The 16,227-nt window shown below is 59.2% G+C and carries 13 protein-coding genes; 8 read left to right on the top strand and 5 right to left on the bottom strand.

Annotated elements, in window-relative coordinates; all coding sequences use genetic code 11:
- Positions 1-97 precede the first annotated feature (97 nt).
- The 4 genes from FQ187_RS06305 to FQ187_RS06285 form a co-directional block, all read right to left on the bottom strand.
- A complete protein-coding gene (locus tag FQ187_RS06305; RefSeq protein WP_149628824.1) occupies positions 98-2,944 on the bottom strand; it encodes a valine--tRNA ligase in 2,847 nt (948 codons plus the stop codon).
- A 217-nt stretch (positions 2,945-3,161) separates the two neighbouring features.
- Positions 3,162-3,557, bottom strand: coding sequence for a DNA polymerase III subunit chi (locus FQ187_RS06295; RefSeq protein ID WP_149628823.1), 396 nt, complete (start codon positions 3,555-3,557; stop codon positions 3,162-3,164).
- 8 nt (positions 3,558-3,565) lie between these two features.
- The gene (locus FQ187_RS06290) at positions 3,566-3,994 is read right to left on the bottom strand and encodes a DNA polymerase III subunit chi (protein WP_046048214.1); all 429 of its coding nucleotides are present in this window, start codon (positions 3,992-3,994) and stop codon (positions 3,566-3,568) included.
- 59 nt (positions 3,995-4,053) lie between these two features.
- The gene (locus FQ187_RS06285; RefSeq protein WP_149628822.1) at positions 4,054-5,544 is read right to left on the bottom strand and encodes a leucyl aminopeptidase; all 1,491 of its coding nucleotides are present in this window, start codon (positions 5,542-5,544) and stop codon (positions 4,054-4,056) included.
- A gap of 308 nt (positions 5,545-5,852) precedes the next feature.
- On the opposite strand from FQ187_RS06285, the gene lptF reads away from it, so the two are divergent.
- The 8 genes from lptF (at position 5,853) to pdxJ (ending at position 14,428) form a co-directional block, all read left to right on the top strand.
- Complete coding sequence (gene lptF / locus FQ187_RS06280) at positions 5,853-6,971, top strand: LPS export ABC transporter permease LptF (protein ID WP_149628821.1); 1,119 nt, start codon at positions 5,853-5,855, stop codon at positions 6,969-6,971.
- Positions 6,964-8,025: an LPS export ABC transporter permease LptG gene (lptG, locus tag FQ187_RS06275; RefSeq protein ID WP_149628820.1), complete on the top strand. Its 1,062-nt coding sequence runs from the start codon at positions 6,964-6,966 to the stop codon at positions 8,023-8,025. Before lptF ends, lptG begins: the two co-directional genes overlap by 8 nt.
- A 171-nt stretch (positions 8,026-8,196) precedes the next feature.
- Positions 8,197-9,996 carry a translation elongation factor 4 gene (lepA, locus tag FQ187_RS06270; protein ID WP_149628819.1) on the top strand — a complete coding sequence of 600 codons (1,800 nt, stop codon included), beginning with the start codon at positions 8,197-8,199 and terminating at the stop codon, positions 9,994-9,996.
- Positions 9,997-10,001: 5 nt separating this feature from the next.
- On the top strand, positions 10,002-10,856 hold the full coding sequence (lepB, locus tag FQ187_RS06265; RefSeq protein WP_149628818.1) for a signal peptidase I: 855 nt from the start codon (positions 10,002-10,004) through the stop codon (positions 10,854-10,856).
- A gap of 183 nt (positions 10,857-11,039) precedes the next feature.
- Positions 11,040-11,729: a ribonuclease III gene (gene rnc / locus FQ187_RS06260; RefSeq protein WP_033053426.1), complete on the top strand. Its 690-nt coding sequence runs from the start codon at positions 11,040-11,042 to the stop codon at positions 11,727-11,729.
- On the top strand, positions 11,722-12,624 hold the full coding sequence (era, locus tag FQ187_RS06255; RefSeq protein ID WP_008151577.1) for a GTPase Era: 903 nt from the start codon (positions 11,722-11,724) through the stop codon (positions 12,622-12,624). The genes rnc and era overlap by 8 nt, the downstream gene beginning before the upstream one ends.
- A 167-nt stretch (positions 12,625-12,791) precedes the next feature.
- Positions 12,792-13,475 (top strand): DNA repair protein RecO, encoded by a 684-nt coding sequence (gene recO, locus FQ187_RS06245; protein WP_149628817.1) that lies wholly within the window; start codon positions 12,792-12,794, stop codon positions 13,473-13,475.
- Positions 13,476-13,684: 209 nt separating this feature from the next.
- Entirely contained in the window at positions 13,685-14,428 is a 744-nt protein-coding gene (gene pdxJ, locus FQ187_RS06240; protein WP_149628816.1) for a pyridoxine 5'-phosphate synthase, read from the top strand.
- Positions 14,429-14,554: 126 nt separating this feature from the next.
- Here pdxJ and mltF read toward each other — a convergent pair whose 3' ends face one another.
- A complete protein-coding gene (gene mltF, locus FQ187_RS06235; RefSeq protein ID WP_149628815.1) occupies positions 14,555-16,015 on the bottom strand; it encodes a membrane-bound lytic murein transglycosylase MltF in 1,461 nt (486 codons plus the stop codon).
- Positions 16,016-16,227 lie beyond the last annotated feature (212 nt).

The following is a 16,227-nucleotide window of genomic DNA, read 5'->3' as shown; positions in this document are numbered from 1 at the left end:
TCGGCAGCTCCTACGGGGGATTTGCGGTGTTTGAGAAATCGGCAGGCATAAAAAAGGGAGGCCATTTCGGGCCTCCCGTTTTCATTGCGATTTGCCGTTACAGGCTGGCAATCCGCGCATGCTGCTCGGCCAACTTGCTCAAAGCCTGTTCAGCTTCAGCCAGTTTGGCGCGTTCCTTCTCGATGACTTCGGCCGGGGCCTTGTCGACGAAACCGGCGTTGGACAGCTTGCCGCCCACGCGTTGAACTTCGCCCTGCAGACGCAGGATTTCCTTGTCCAGGCGCGCCAGTTCGGCGTCCTTGTCGATCAGGCCGGCCATCGGCACCAGCACTTCCATCTCGCCAACCAGTGCGGTGGCGGACAGTGGTGCTTCTTCGCCGGAAGCCAACACGGTGATCGATTCGAGGCGAGCCAGCTTCTTCAGCAGGGCTTCGTTCTCGGTGAGACGACGCTGATCTTCGGCGCTGACGTTTTTCAGGAACAGGTTCAACGGCTTGCCTGGACCGATGTTCATTTCGCCGCGGATGTTACGCGTGCCGAGCATCAGTTCCTTGAGCCACTCGATATCGTTCTCGGCAGCCGGATCGATGCGCTCTTCATTGGCCACTGGCCACGGTTGCAGCATGATCGTCTTGCCTTCGATACCGGCCAGCGGCGCGATGCGCTGCCAGATTTCTTCGGTGATGAACGGCATGAACGGATGCGCCAGACGCAGCGCGACTTCCAATACCCGAACCAGCGTACGGCGGGTGCCACGCTGACGTTCGACCGGCGCGTTTTCGTCCCACAGCACAGGCTTGGAGAGTTCCAGGTACCAGTCGCAATACTGGTTCCAGATGAACTCGTACAAGGCTTGTGCGGCCAGGTCGAAGCGGAACTGATCGAGTTGACGGGTCACTTCGGCTTCGGTGCGTTGCAGCTGCGAAATGATCCAGCGATCCGCCAGCGACAGCTCGTAAGCTTCGCCGTTCTGACCGCAGTCTTCGCCCTTGTCCAGCACGTAGCGCGCGGCGTTCCAGATCTTGTTGCAGAAGTTGCGATAACCCTCGACACGGCCCATGTCGAACTTGATGTCGCGACCGGTGGACGCCAGCGAGCAGAAGGTGAAGCGCAGGGCGTCGGTGCCGTAGCTGGCGATTCCGTCGGCGAATTCGTCGCGGGTCTGCTTCTCGATCTTCTTCGCCAGTTTCGGCTGCATCATGCCGGAGGTGCGTTTCTGCACCAGGTCTTCGAGCTCGATGCCGTCGATGATGTCCAGCGGGTCCAGGACGTTGCCCTTGGACTTGGACATCTTCTGGCCCTGACCGTCACGCACCAGACCGTGAACATAAACGGTCTTGAACGGAACCTGCGGCGTGCCGTCTTCGTTCTTCACCAAGTGCATGGTGAGCATGATCATCCGGGCAACCCAGAAGAAAATGATGTCGAAGCCAGTCACCAGCACGTCGGTGGAGTGGAATTTCTTCAGGAACTCGGTCTGCTCTGGCCAGCCGAGCGTGGAGAATGTCCACAGGCCCGAACTGAACCAGGTGTCGAGAACGTCGTTGTCCTGTTGCAGTTCAACGTCCGGGCCGAGGTTGTGCTTGGCACGTACTTCGGCTTCGTCGCGACCGACGTAGACCTTGCCCGACTCGTCGTACCAGGCCGGAATCCGGTGGCCCCACCACAACTGACGGCTGATGCACCAGTCCTGGATGTCGCGCATCCACGAGAAGTACATGTTTTCGTACTGTTTCGGCACGAACGCGATGCGGCCGTCTTCAACAGCAGCGATGGCTGGCTCAGCCAATGGCTTGGTCGACACGTACCACTGGTCGGTCAGCCACGGCTCGATGATGGTCCCGGAACGGTCGCCTTTCGGCACTTTCAGCGCGTGGTCGTTGACGCTGACCAGGAGGCCGGCAGCATCAAACGCAGCAACGATCTGCTTGCGCGCTTCGAAGCGGTCCAGGCCGGCATATTCGGCCGGGATCTTGCCGTCGATGCTTTCGTTGAGCGTGCCGTCGAGGTTGAACACCTGACAGGCCGGCAATACAGCGGCGTTCTTGTCGAAGATGTTCAGCAGCGGCAGGTTGTGGCGCTTGCCGACTTCGTAGTCGTTGAAATCGTGGGCCGGGGTGATTTTCACGCAGCCGGTGCCGAATTCTGGATCGCAGTAATCGTCGGCGATGATCGGGATGCGGCGGCCGACCAGCGGCAGCTCGACAAATTTGCCGATCAGGGCTTGGTAGCGTTCATCGTTCGGGTTAACCGCTACGGCGGCGTCGCCGAGCATGGTTTCCGGGCGAGTGGTCGCGACGATCAGGTAATCGTTGCCTTCAACGGTCTTGGCGCCGTCGGCCAGCGGGTACTTCAGGTTCCACAGGAAACCTTTCTCGTCATGGTTTTCCACTTCGAGGTCGGAAATCGCTGTGTGCAACTTGGTGTCCCAGTTGACCAGACGCTTGCCGCGGTAGATCAGGCCGTCTTCGTGCAGGCGCACAAAGGCTTCTTTAACGGCTTCCGAGAGGCCGTCGTCCATGGTGAAGCGCTCGCGGCCCCAGTCCACGGACGAGCCGAGACGGCGGATCTGACGGCTGATGTTGCCGCCGGACTGATCCTTCCATTCCCAGACTTTATCGAGGAATTTCTCACGGCCCAGATCGTGACGATTCTGGCCCTGGGCTTCGAGTTGACGCTCCACCAGCATTTGCGTGGCGATACCGGCGTGGTCGGTACCCGGCTGCCACAGGGTGTTACGACCCTGCATGCGGCGGAAACGGATCAGGGCGTCCATGATCGCGTTGTTGAAGCCGTGCCCCATGTGCAGGCTGCCGGTGACGTTCGGCGGCGGGATCATGATGGTGTAGGACTCGCCCGCGCCTTGCGGGGCGAAGTAATTCTCTGACTCCCAGGTGTTGTACCAGGAAGTTTCAATGGCGTGCGGCTGGTAGGTCTTATCCATGCGCGGCGGGACCCTATTGGCATTTATTCAGGAAAAGCCGGCAAGTATAGCGGGGCATGGGGCGTAGGGCGAGCGGGTGCAGACAGGGCGCATCATCAAAAACGACGCCAATCAAATGTGGGAGCGGGCTTGCTCGCGAAGGCGGTGTGTCAGTCAGCATTAATGTTGAATGTTGGACCGCATTCGCGAGCAAGCCCGCTCCCACAAGGAGGGTGGGTTATTCGTACTGGCTGAGGAGGCGTTCCATCCGCGCGCTGAGGCGACGTTTGATTTCGGTTTCGATGTGCGGGGCGAAGTCGTCGATCACGTCTTGCATGATCAATTGCGCGGCGGCGCGCAGTTCGCCATCCAGGTGCAGCAGGTCGTCGGGGCTCTTGCTGGCGGCAGGCGCCGGTTGGGCAGCAGGGGCAGCAGGGGCGGGTGGCGCCGGTTCAGGAATTGTTGGGCTGGCGCCGACCGTATCGAACAGCATCGGAATCTGTTCCTGATCACCGTCCTCGACCGTGTCGGTAAGCAAGGGCGGTTGCAGGTTGTCATCGCCGAGCAATTGACGGATCGACTCAAGGTCGTCCAGCAGATGCGCGGACTTTTGCTGCGGTTTTGGAGTGTCCATCGGAATGCTCAGAGTCGCTGTAAACGGTGATCTTGCAGAGGATAGCCCTGTTCGCGGTAGAAACGGAAACTCTCCCGCGCAGCCGTACGAATCGTCGGATCTTCCACCACCACTTCCGCCACGCGGGCGAACTTGTTGGCGAATGCCGGGACTTTCAGGGCGAGATTGACCAACAGGTCCTGATGCGGACCGCAGTCATCGCCAAGACCCAACACAATCAAACCGTCCGGCTCATTTTCAGCAGGGCCGTGGGGCACGAAGCTTTCGCCCTTGAAGGCCCACAAACGCGCATCGAGATCGTCACGCTGGGCGGCATCGCTGCAATGCAGATAGATGCGGTGACCCATGCGCCAGGCTTTTTCGGTGAGCTTGCAGGCGAAATCCAGCCGCGCCGAAGGATCGGCGCTGGGCAGGATATAGAAGTCGACTTTGGTCATTGCGGTTCCTGAGCCAAGGGCGGCGTCACCCGAAAGTGACGCCCCCTGGGTCATCGGTTTCAGGCTTTGGCGCGGTCCAGCAGGTATTGGGTCAGCAATGGAACCGGGCGGCCAGTGGCGCCCTTGTCCTTGCCGCCGCTGGTCCAGGCCGTGCCGGCGATGTCCAGGTGCGCCCAGTTGAGGTTCTTGGTGAAGCGCGACAGGAAGCAGGCAGCGGTGATGGTGCCGGCTTTCGGACCACCGATGTTGGCGATGTCGGCGAACGGACTGTCCAGCTGTTCCTGGTACTCATCGAACAGCGGCAGTTGCCAGGCGCGATCGTCAGCCGATTGGCCGGCGCTCAGCAGTTGGCCGATCAGTTCGTCGTTGTTGCCCAGCAGGCCCGACGTGTGGGAACCCAGAGCAACGACGCAAGCGCCGGTCAGGGTCGCGATGTCGATCACCGCTTGTGGCTTGAAGCGCTCGGAGTAGGTCAGGGCGTCGCACAGCACCAGACGGCCTTCGGCGTCGGTGTTGAGGATTTCCACGGTCTGGCCGCTCATGGTGGTGACGATGTCGCCAGGACGCGAAGCATTGCCGCTCGGCATGTTTTCGGCGCAGGCCAGGATGCACACCAGGTTGATCGGCAGTTTCAGCTCGAGCACGGCACGCAGGGTGCCGAATACGCTGGCAGCGCCGCCCATGTCGTACTTCATTTCATCCATGCCGGCGCCCGGTTTCAGGCTGATGCCGCCAGTGTCAAAGGTGATGCCTTTGCCGACCAGTGCGTACGGCTTCTCGGATTTCTTGCCGCCGTTGTATTGCATGACGATCAGGCGCGGTGGCTGGGCGCTGCCCTGGCCCACGGCGTAGAACGAGCCCATGCCCAGGTCCTTGATCTTCTTCTCATCGAGGACTTCGACTTTCAGGCTTTTGAATTCTTTGCCCAGGTTCTTCGCCTGCTCACCGAGGAACGTCGGGTGGCAGATGTTCGGCGGCAGGTTACCCAGGTCGCGGGTGAACGCCATGCCGTTGGCGATAGCGGTGGCGTGGGCCACGGCGCGCTCGACTTCAGCCTGTGCAGCCTTGATGGTCACCAGGGTGACTTTCTTCAGGGTGCGAGGCTCGGCTTTCTGGCTTTTGAACTGGTCGAACGTGTATTCGCCGTCCACCAGGGTTTCGGCCAGCAGGCGGGTCTTGCCGTAGCTGTCACGGCCTTTGACCACGACTTCGTCCAGGGCCAGTACCGCATCGCTGCCGCCCAGGCCTTTGAGGGTGTTAAGGATACCGGCGATGATTTTACGGAACGGGCGGTCGCCCAGCTCTTCATCCTTGCCAACGCCCACCAGCAGCACGCGTTCGGCCTTGAGGTTCGGCAGGCTGTGCAGCAACAGACTCTGGCCGACTTTGCCAGCCAGGTCGCCGCGCTTGAGAACAGCACTGATGGCGCCACCGCTCAGTTCGTCGAGTTGTTTGGCGATGGCGCCGAGCTTGCGGCCTTCGCCGACGGCGACCACCAGAGTGGCGGTTTTCAACGTTTCTGGGCTAACGCTTTTTACAACCAGTTCCATGTCCGGGTCCCTGAATTAATGGTCAACACGCAAGAGCTCGACGGCATGCACTCGAGCTTGCTTATAAATAGAAAGACGCAGGGTCACGGCCCGCGACAAAGGCCGCAGTTTGAACCTCGTGCCCCGAGCCTGACAACCCTCGGTTGTACGATCTTCAGCGCTTTACCCGCCTGCTTGAGCATGCGCAGTGACAGGCGCACCCAATCACAGGATAATGCGCCAACTTTTTTCGGCGGCTCTGTCTTGTGGGCTGCCCGATACGTTTGCTTGTTTGGCCGCCTTAGCCTGACAACCCTGGAGTGTCTGGTTTGATCGTCTTCCGTTATCTATCCCGCGAAGTCCTGTTGACCTTGAGCGCCGTCAGCGCTGTGTTGCTGGTCATCATCATGAGCGGTCGCTTCATTAAATACCTCGCCCAGGCGGCCTCTGGCCTCCTGGATCCGGGCTCGCTATTCCTGATCATGGGTTTCCGTCTGCCGGGCTTCCTGCAACTGATTCTGCCGTTGGGCCTGTTTCTCGGGATCCTGTTGGCTTACGGTCGCCTGTACCTTGAAAGCGAAATGACCGTGCTGGCGGCCACCGGCATGAGTCAGCAACGTCTGCTTGCCATGACCCTTTTTCCAGCCACCCTGGTCGCGATGGTGGTGGCATGGCTGAGCCTGAGCCTGGCGCCACAAGGCGCCAATCAATTCCAGTTGCTGTTGAACAAACAGGATGCCCTGACCGAGTTCGACACCCTCGAGCCAGGTCGCTTCCAGGCCCTGCGTGACGGAACGCGGGTGACCTACACCGAAACGCTGTCGGACGACCGCATCAACCTTGGCGGCGTGTTCATTTCGCAGAAGAACGTCAATTCCGAAAACAAGGATCGCGGGATTTCCGTGCTGGTGGCCGAGAAGGGCCGTCAGGAAATTCGGCCCGACGGTAACCGTTACCTGATTCTCGACAACGGCTATCGCTATGACGGCAATCCGGGACAGGCTGATTACCGGGCGATCAAGTACGACGAGTACGGCGTATTGCTGCCCAAGCCGGACGTCAGCGATGAAGTGACCGACCGTGATGCGATGGCCACCAGTACCCTGATCGCCAGCGATGACATCCGCTCCCGCACCGAGCTGCAATGGCGTCTATCCCTGCCGTTGCTGGTGTTCATCGTGACCCTGATGGCGGTGCCGCTGTCGCGGGTCAATCCGCGTCAGGGCCGTTTCCTCAAGCTGCTGCCGGCGATTCTTCTTTATATGGCTTATCTGAGCATTCTGATTGCCGCTCGTGGCGCCCTTGAAAAAGGCAAGATTCCGCCTGTTCTGGGGTTGTGGTGGGTTCACGCGATCTTCCTGGCGATTGGCCTGGGCTTGCTCTATTGGGAGGCAATGCAATTGAAGTTGGCGAGTCGCCGCAGCGCGCTGGAGGTGGCTCGTGGATAAGCTCGATCGCTACATTGGTAGCAGCGTTTTCGTGGCAATTCTGGCGGTACTGGGGATCATTCTCGGTCTGGCGACGCTGTTCGCGTTCATCGATGAGATGAGTGAGGTCAGCGATACCTACACCTTGATGGACGTGTTGAGCTACGTCTTGCTGACCGCGCCACGTCGGTTGTACGACATGTTGCCGATGGCGGCACTGATCGGTTGCCTGATCGGCCTCGGCAGCCTGGCCAGCCACAGCGAGTTGACCATCATGCGCGCTGCGGGCGTGTCAATCGGGCGAATCGTCTGGGCGGTCATGAAGCCAATGCTGATCCTGATGGTGGTGGGTGTGCTGATCGGCGAATACGTTGCGCCGGCCACCGAAGTCACCGCTCAGGCCAATCGCTCGCTGGCCCAGGGCAGCGGCGATGCGCAAAGCGCCAAGCATGGCCTGTGGCACCGTCAGGGGGACGAGTTCATTCACGTCAACTCCGTGCAGCCAAACGGTTTGCTATATGGCGTGACCCGTTATCGCTTCGACGATCAGCGCCACATGCTGTCCTCGAGCTTCGCCAAGCGCGCCGAATTCGACAAGGATCACTGGCAGCTCAGCGATGTCACGACCACGTTATTCCATGACAAGAACACCGAAGTGGTGACCGTTCCGGTCGAGCGCTGGAACGTGGCGTTGAGCCCGCAACTGCTGGATACCGTGGTGATGTCGCCCGATTCGCTGTCGATCAGTGGTCTGTGGGGGTACATCCATTACCTGGCTGACCAGGGCTTGAGCAATGGTCGTTACTGGCTGGCATTTTGGGTCAAGGTGTTGCAACCGCTGGTCACCGCCGCGCTGGTACTGATGGCGATTTCCTTCATCTTCGGTCCATTGCGGTCGGTGACCCTCGGTCAGCGAGTGTTTACCGGCGTGCTGGTGGGCTTCACCTTCCGTATCGTTCAGGATTTGCTCGGTCCTTCGAGCCTGGTCTTCGGTTTCTCGCCACTGTTTGCGGTACTGGTTCCGGCGGGTGTCTGTGCCCTGGCCGGGGTCTGGTTGTTGCGCCGGGCCGGCTGATCAAGGGTTTCTCCTGACCTTGCAGGTCACTCAAAACGCTCCTGTCGCAAGACCGGGGCGTTTTTGTAGGCGCCGTCTGACCTGCAAACGTGACGCTTGCGCCGTGGATCAGGTACAATTCCCGGCTATTTTTCGGCGGGCTATGCCTGCAGCCTTTTTGAGTGTTGATCCGTGAGTGATTTGAGTCATATCCGCAATTTCTCCATCATCGCCCACATTGACCATGGCAAGTCGACGCTGGCCGATCGCTTCATCCAGATGTGTGGCGGCCTTGCCGAGCGCGAAATGGAAGCCCAGGTTCTGGACTCCATGGACCTGGAACGTGAACGCGGGATCACCATCAAGGCCCACAGCGTCACCCTGTATTACACCGCTCGCGATGGCATCAAGTACCAGCTGAACTTCATTGACACCCCGGGCCACGTCGACTTCACCTATGAAGTCAGCCGGTCGCTGGCGGCCTGTGAAGGCGCGTTGCTGGTGGTCGATGCCGGTCAGGGCGTTGAAGCGCAGTCGGTAGCCAACTGCTACACCGCGATCGAGCAGGGCCTGGAAGTGATGCCGGTCCTGAACAAGATCGACCTGCCTCAGGCCGATCCGGACCGCGTAAAAGAAGAAATCGAAAAAATCATCGGCATCGATGCCACCGACGCGGTCGAGTGCAGCGCCAAGACCGGTCTGGGCGTCGACGAAGTGCTAGAGCGTCTGGTCAAGACCATTCCTGCGCCGACCGGCAACTATGAAGACCCGCTGCAAGCGTTGATCATCGACTCCTGGTTCGACAACTACCTGGGCGTTGTTTCCCTGGTTCGCGTGCGCCACGGGCGTGTGAGGAAGGGCGACAAGATCCTGGTCAAGTCCACCGGCAAGATCCACCTCGTGGACAGCGTCGGTGTCTTCAACCCGAAACACACCGCCACCGTTGACCTGAAGGCCGGCGAAGTGGGCTTCATCATCGCCGGCATCAAGGATATTCACGGTGCACCGGTCGGTGACACCCTGACCTTGAGCTCCACGCCGGACGTCGACGTGCTGCCAGGCTTCAAACGCATTCAGCCGCAGGTATACGCCGGCCTGTTCCCGGTCAGCTCCGACGACTTCGAAGATTTCCGTGAAGCCCTGCAAAAGCTCACGCTCAACGACTCGTCCCTGCAATACACCCCGGAAAGCTCCGACGCCCTGGGCTTCGGCTTCCGTTGCGGGTTCCTCGGCATGCTGCACATGGAAATCATCCAGGAGCGCCTGGAGCGCGAGTACGACCTGGACCTGATCACCACGGCGCCGACGGTAATTTTCGAACTGCTGCTGAAAACCGGTGAAACGATTTACGTCGACAACCCGTCGAAGCTTCCAGACCTGTCTTCGATCGAAGACATGCGCGAACCGATCGTGCGGGCCAATATTCTTGTGCCGCAAGAGCATCTGGGTAACGTCATTACCCTGTGCATCGAGAAGCGTGGCGTACAGCACGACATGCTGTTCCTCGGTACCCAGGTTCAAGTGACCTACGATTTGCCGATGAACGAAGTGGTCCTGGACTTCTTCGACCGTCTGAAATCCACCAGCCGTGGCTATGCATCGCTGGATTACCATTTCGATCGTTATCAATCGGCTAATCTGGTGAAACTGGATGTGCTGATCAACGGTGACAAGGTCGACGCCCTGGCGTTGATCGTGCACAAGGATAACGCGCACTACAAAGGTCGCCAGTTGACCGAGAAGATGAAGGAACTGATTCCACGTCAGATGTTCGACGTCGCGATCCAGGCCGCCATTGGCGGGCAGATTATTGCGCGGACCTCTGTCAAGGCACTCAGAAAGAACGTATTGGCCAAATGCTACGGCGGTGACGTTAGCCGTAAGAAGAAACTGCTTGAAAAGCAGAAGGCCGGTAAGAAACGCATGAAGCAAGTCGGTAACGTGGAAATTCCACAAGAAGCCTTCCTTGCAGTGCTCAGGTTGGATAGTTAGGTCCTATGTCACTAAATTTCCCGCTGTTGCTGGTCATCGCCGTGTTCGTCTGCGGCCTGTTGGCGTTGCTCGATCTGGTTTTCCTGGCGCCGCGTCGGCGTGCCGCCATTGCCTCCTATCAGGGCAGTGTCAGCCAGCCTGATGGGATGGTGGTCGAGAAACTGAATAAAGAGCCGCTGCTGGTCGAATACGGCAAGTCGTTCTTCCCGGTGTTGTTCATCGTGCTGGTACTGCGTTCGTTCCTGTTGGAACCGTTCCAGATTCCTTCCGGCTCGATGAAACCGACCCTGGACGTTGGCGACTTCATTCTGGTGAACAAGTTTTCTTACGGGATCCGCTTGCCGGTGCTCGACAAGAAAGTCATCGAAGTCGGTGATCCACAGCGCGGCGATGTGATGGTGTTCCGCTACCCGAGCGATCCGAACGTCAACTACATTAAACGTGTGGTGGGCCTGCCGGGTGACCAGATTCGTTACACCGCCGACAAGCGTCTGTTCGTCAACGGTGAGTCGATTGCCGAACAACTGGTCGGCTCCGAGCCGGGCACGTTGGGCAGCGCCGAGCTCTACAAGGAAAAACTCGGCGTTGCCGAGCACCTGATCCGCAAGGAAATGAGCCGTTACCGCGCAACGCCGGACCATTCGTGGACCGTGCCTGCCGGGCACTACTTCATGATGGGCGACAACCGCGACAACTCGAATGACAGTCGCTACTGGGATGATCCGAGCATTCCCAAGGATCTGCTGGGCATGGTTCCCGACAAGAATATCGTCGGCAAGGCCTTCGCAGTCTGGATGAGCTGGCCGGAACCTAAACTCAGTCACCTGCCGAATTTCTCGCGGGTTGGCCTGATCAAGTAATCACACACGGCGCTGTTGAACACAGCGCCGAATGCATTTCTGGAGTCGGCACAATCGGCCCCGAAGCATGAAGCCAATGATATTCAGGACGTTATTTTTGAACACAGCGTTAATTGTCCCAAGCCTGCGCCGCATCACGGCGATGGCGGTGGAACCCAACCACGAACTCAGCGTGGGTAAACCGTGAGCGTCTCCTTAAGCCGTCTCGAGCGTCAGCTCGGCTACACCTTCAAGGATCAGGAACTGATGGTCCTGGCCCTGACTCACCGCAGCTTTGCCGGACGTAACAACGAACGCCTGGAATTCCTCGGTGATGCCATCCTTAACTTTGTCGCTGGCGAGGCGCTGTTCGATCGCTTCCCGCTGGCCCGCGAAGGCCAGTTGTCGCGATTGCGCGCTCGCTTGGTGAAAGGCGAGACCCTGGCCGTACTGGCCCGCGGTTTCGATCTGGGTGAATACCTGCGCCTGGGTTCCGGTGAATTGAAAAGCGGCGGTTTCCGTCGCGAGTCTATTCTGGCCGATGCCCTTGAAGCGCTGATCGGTGCGATCTACCTGGATGCCGGCATGGACATGGCACGCGAACGCGTACTGGCCTGGCTGGCCGGGGAGTTCGAAGGCCTGACGCTGGTCGACACTAACAAAGATCCAAAAACCCGTCTGCAAGAGTTCCTGCAGTCGCGGGGTTGTGAACTGCCGCGTTACGAAGTGGTGGATATCCAGGGTGAGCCGCATTGCCGGACGTTCTTCGTCGAATGTGAAATCACCTTACTGAATGAAAAAAGCCGAGGTCAGGGTGTGAGCCGTCGTATTGCCGAACAGGTAGCGGCCGCTGCAGCACTGATTGCCCTGGGCGTGGAGAATGGCCATGACTGATTCAACTGCAACTCGCTGTGGCTATGTCGCCATCGTCGGCCGTCCCAACGTGGGCAAGTCCACGCTGCTGAACCACATCCTCGGCCAGAAGCTGGCGATCACCTCGCGCAAGCCTCAGACCACTCGCCACAACATGCTGGGCATCAAGACTGAAGGCGCCGTGCAGGCGATCTACGTCGACACCCCCGGCATGCACAAAGGTGGCGAGAAAGCCCTGAACCGCTACATGAACAAGACCGCTTCGGCAGCATTGAAAGACGTCGACGTGGTGATCTTCGTGGTTGACCGCACCAAGTGGACCGACGAAGACCAGATGGTGCTCGAGCGCGTTCAATACGTGACCGGCCCGCTGATCGTGGCGCTGAACAAGACCGATCGCATCGAAGATAAAGCCGAGTTGATGCCGCACCTGACCTGGTTGCAGGAACAGTTGCCGAACGCGCAGATCATGCCGATCTCGGCCCAGCACGGGCATAACCTCGAAACGCTGGAGCGCGTGATTGCCGGTTACCTGCCGGAAAACGATCACTTCTTCCCGGAAGACCAGATCACCGACCGTAGCAGCCGCTTCCTCGCCGCTGAACTGGTACGCGAGAAAATCATGCGCCAGATGGGCGCCGAGCTGCCGTACCAGATCACCGTCGAAATCGAAGAGTTCAAGCAACAGGGCAAAACCCTGCACATCCATGCCTTGATCCTCGTCGAGCGCGACGGCCAGAAGAAAATCATCATTGGCGACAAGGGCGAGCGGATCAAACGCATCGGCACCGAGGCGCGCAAGGACATGGAGTTGCTGTTCGACTCCAAGATCATGCTCAACCTTTGGGTCAAGGTGAAAGGCGGCTGGTCCGACGATGAACGCGCCTTGCGTTCGCTGGGTTACGGCGACCTGTAACCCTCGGTTCCAGATACACCAGTGAGCCCCTGTGGGAGCGGGCTTGCTCGCGAATAGGATGTAACATTCAGCATTGATGTTGACTGTTACACCGCTTTCGCGAGCAAGCCCGCTCCCACATTGGTTTTGGGTTGTTTGTAAAATTGCGTTTCTCCATTGAGAACTCCATGTCCCAACCCATCGGCCAACTCGCCTTCGTGCTCCACAGTCGCGCCTACCGCGAAAACAGCGCATTGGTGGATTTCCTCACGCCGCAAGGTCGGCTGCGGGCAGTGTTGCGCAGCGCTCGGGGCAAGGCCGGGACGCTGGCGCGACCGTTCGTGCCGCTGGAAGTCGAGTTCCGTGGGCGGGGTGAATTGAAGAACGTCGGTCGCATGGAAAGCGTTGGCGTCTCTACCTGGCTCAATGGTGAGGCGCTGTTCAGCGGTCTCTACCTCAATGAGCTGTTGATTCGGCTGTTGCCGTCCGAAGACCCGCATCCCGCTGTGTTTGACCACTACGCCGCGACCCTGCTTGCCCTTGCCGAAGGTCGTCCGCTGGAACCGTTGCTGCGTTCCTTTGAATGGCGACTGCTTGACGATTTGGGTTACGGCTTCGCCCTGACCACCGACATCCACGACGAGCCCATCGCGCCGGACGGTCTGTACCGTCTTCAAGTAGATGCGGGGCTCGAACGGGTCTACCTGCTGCAACCCGGTCTGTTCAATGGCACCGAGCTGTTGGCCATGGCCGATGCAGATTGGTCAGCCCCTGGCGCGCTATCGGCAGCCAAGCGCTTGATGCGCCAGGCACTGGCCGTTCATCTGGGCGGTCGTCCCTTGGTCAGTCGCGAGTTGTTTCGCAAGCCATAGGGTCTGTTGATGTTTGGCAGCGGCCGCGACGGGCGCCCACTTGGCGCAGGGCTGCGTTGCTCGGAACTTATTTGGAACAACCAAACTACGTTCCTCGCGCCTTGCCCTGCACCAAGTGGTCATCCGTCGCGGCCGCTGCCAAACATCAACAGACCCTATCGCCCCGTGTATGCTGTGCGCCGAACTTTTCCATTTTCAGGAGCGCTTCCGTGACCACCAGCAATCGCATTCTTCTTGGCGTGAACATCGACCACGTTGCCACCCTGCGTCAGGCCCGGGGCACGCGCTATCCGGATCCGGTCAAGGCAGCATTGGACGCGGAAGAGGCGGGCGCTGACGGCATTACCGTGCACCTGCGCGAAGACCGTCGGCACATCCAGGAGCGCGACGTATTGCTGCTCAAGGATGTGCTGCAAACCCGCATGAACTTCGAAATGGGCGTCACCGAAGAGATGATGGTGTTCGCCGAACGCATTCGTCCGGCGCACATTTGCCTGGTACCGGAAACTCGTCAGGAGCTGACGACCGAGGGTGGTCTGGACGTGGCGGGGCAGGAAGCGCGGATCAAAGCGGCGGTGGATCGCCTGGCGAAGATCGGCTGTGAAGTGTCGCTGTTCATTGATGCTGACGAGCGGCAAATTGCAGCGTCTCGTCGTGTTGGTGCGCCGGCTATTGAACTGCATACCGGTCGCTATGCGGACGCCGAGACACCGACCGAAGTGGCTGAAGAGCTCAAGCGTGTGGCGGATGGCGTGGCGTTTGGCCTGGCTCAAGGGCTGATCGTCAATGCCGGTCACGGTCTGCACTATCACAACGTTGAAGCTGTAGCGGCGATCAAAGGCATCAACGAACTGAACATCGGTCACGCGCTGGTGGCGCATGCGTTGTTTGTCGGGTTCAAGTCGGCGGTGTCTGAAATGAAAGCACTGATCCTGGCCGCCGCAAAAGCCTAAAGCCAAACACCAAACCCTGTGGGAGCGGGCTTGCTCGCGAATGCGGTTTAACATTCAACATCTTCGTTGACTGATACACCGCTTTCGCGAGCAAGCCCGCTCCCACATTGGATCTAGGTTGTTCTGTTAGAGCTGTGGGGTTTCCTGATTCGGCTTGGTCTTGTCGACCCCCGGCACATGCAGGTTGCCCTCGGCCACCTGATTGCCTTCCAGCTGCGGCTGCGTCACCCACGTCAGGATGTCGTAGTAGCGGCGGATGTTCGCCACGAAGTGAACGGGTTCGCCGCCACGGGCATAGCCGTAACGGGTTTTGCTGAACCACTTCTTCTCGGACAGGCGCGGCAGGATCTTTTTCACGTCCAGCCACTTGTCCGGGTTCAGTCCTTCCTTGGCCGCCAGTTTGCGCGCGTCATCCAGATGACCGCTGCCAACGTTGTAGGCCGCCAGTGCAAACCATGTGCGATCCGGTTCCTGGATCGACTCATCCAGCTGATCCTTCATGTAGGCCAGGTACTTGGCGCCACCCATGATGCTTTGTTTGGGGTCCAGTCGATTGGACACACCCATGGCCTGCGCAGTGTTCTGGGTCAGCATCATCAGGCCGCGAACGCCGGTTTTCGATGTGACGGCCGGTTGCCATAGCGATTCCTGATAGCCGACCGCGGCCAGCAGACGCCAATCGACTTTCTCCTTCTTGGCGTACGCCTTGAAGTGCTGTTCGTATTTGGGCAGGCGTTGTTGCAAGTGTTGGGCGAAGGTGGTGGCGCCCATGTAACCCAGTACATCGATATGCCCGTAATAGCGGTCTTTCAGGCGTTGCAGGGTGCCGTTTTTCTTCACCTTGTCGAGGTAGTCGTTGATCTCGTTGAGCAAGCTGTTGTCGTCGCCAGCGGCCACTGCCCAGCTCTGGTTGCTGGCGTCACCGAGGTCGAAGGCTACCCGTACGTTGGGGAAGTAGACCTGGTTCATTGCGACTTCGTTTGAATCGACCAGGGTCAGATCGATCTGGCCTTCATCGACCATCCGCAGCAAGTCGACGACTTCAACGGCGTCGGATTCTTCGTATTCAATACCGGGAAATTTCTTTTTCAGCTCCGCCAATTGCTCGGCGTGGGTGCTGCCCTTGAGCACTATGATCTTCTTGCCCACCAGATCCTTCGCGTCGGTCGGCCGCGATTGGCCGTTGCGGTAGATGATCTGTGGGGTGACTTCGAGATAGGAGTGGGAAAACCGCACCTGCTTTTTGCGTGCTTCGCTGCTGACCAGGCCGGCAGCAGCGATCACCGGGCCGTTGGGTTTGCCCACCTGATTAAACAGGTCGTCGAGGTTTTCCGCGGTTTCGATTTTGAGTTCCACCCCCAGATCGTCGGCGAAGCGCTTCACCAGCTCGTATTCGAAGCCGGTTTCACCGTTGCGATCCTGAAAGTAGGTGGCGGGACTGTTACGGGTAACCACCCGCAGCACGCCATCCTCCTTTACGCGCTCCAGCGTGTTGGGTTTATCAACACAGCCACTGAGCACCAGGAAGAGTCCGGTTGCGATCAGCCATTTGGCGAACCGCGGACGCAAAGCCGTTGGGGAAAACATCTGCGCAGTATACGCAAAGGACCACGAGCGCCATATCTCGACAGCGAAGGGCTTGTCTGCTAGGCAACTGAAAACCGCTCCGGAGCCCGCAGGAATGGGCCCGAGCAGCATTTTGTGACAGAAAAAATAACGCTCGGCGCGCGGCTATTTTATGTCCGAACACCCGGCCCGACGCCCGGGTGCAGCCGCCCGTACCGTTTCGGGTGATGTCG

This window comes from Pseudomonas sp. ANT_J28, assembly GCF_008370005.1.
Lineage (GTDB): Bacteria > Pseudomonadota > Gammaproteobacteria > Pseudomonadales > Pseudomonadaceae > Aquipseudomonas > Aquipseudomonas frigoris.
Note: the sequence above shows the minus strand (reverse complement) of the source record. Positions and strands in the feature narration are given on the sequence as shown.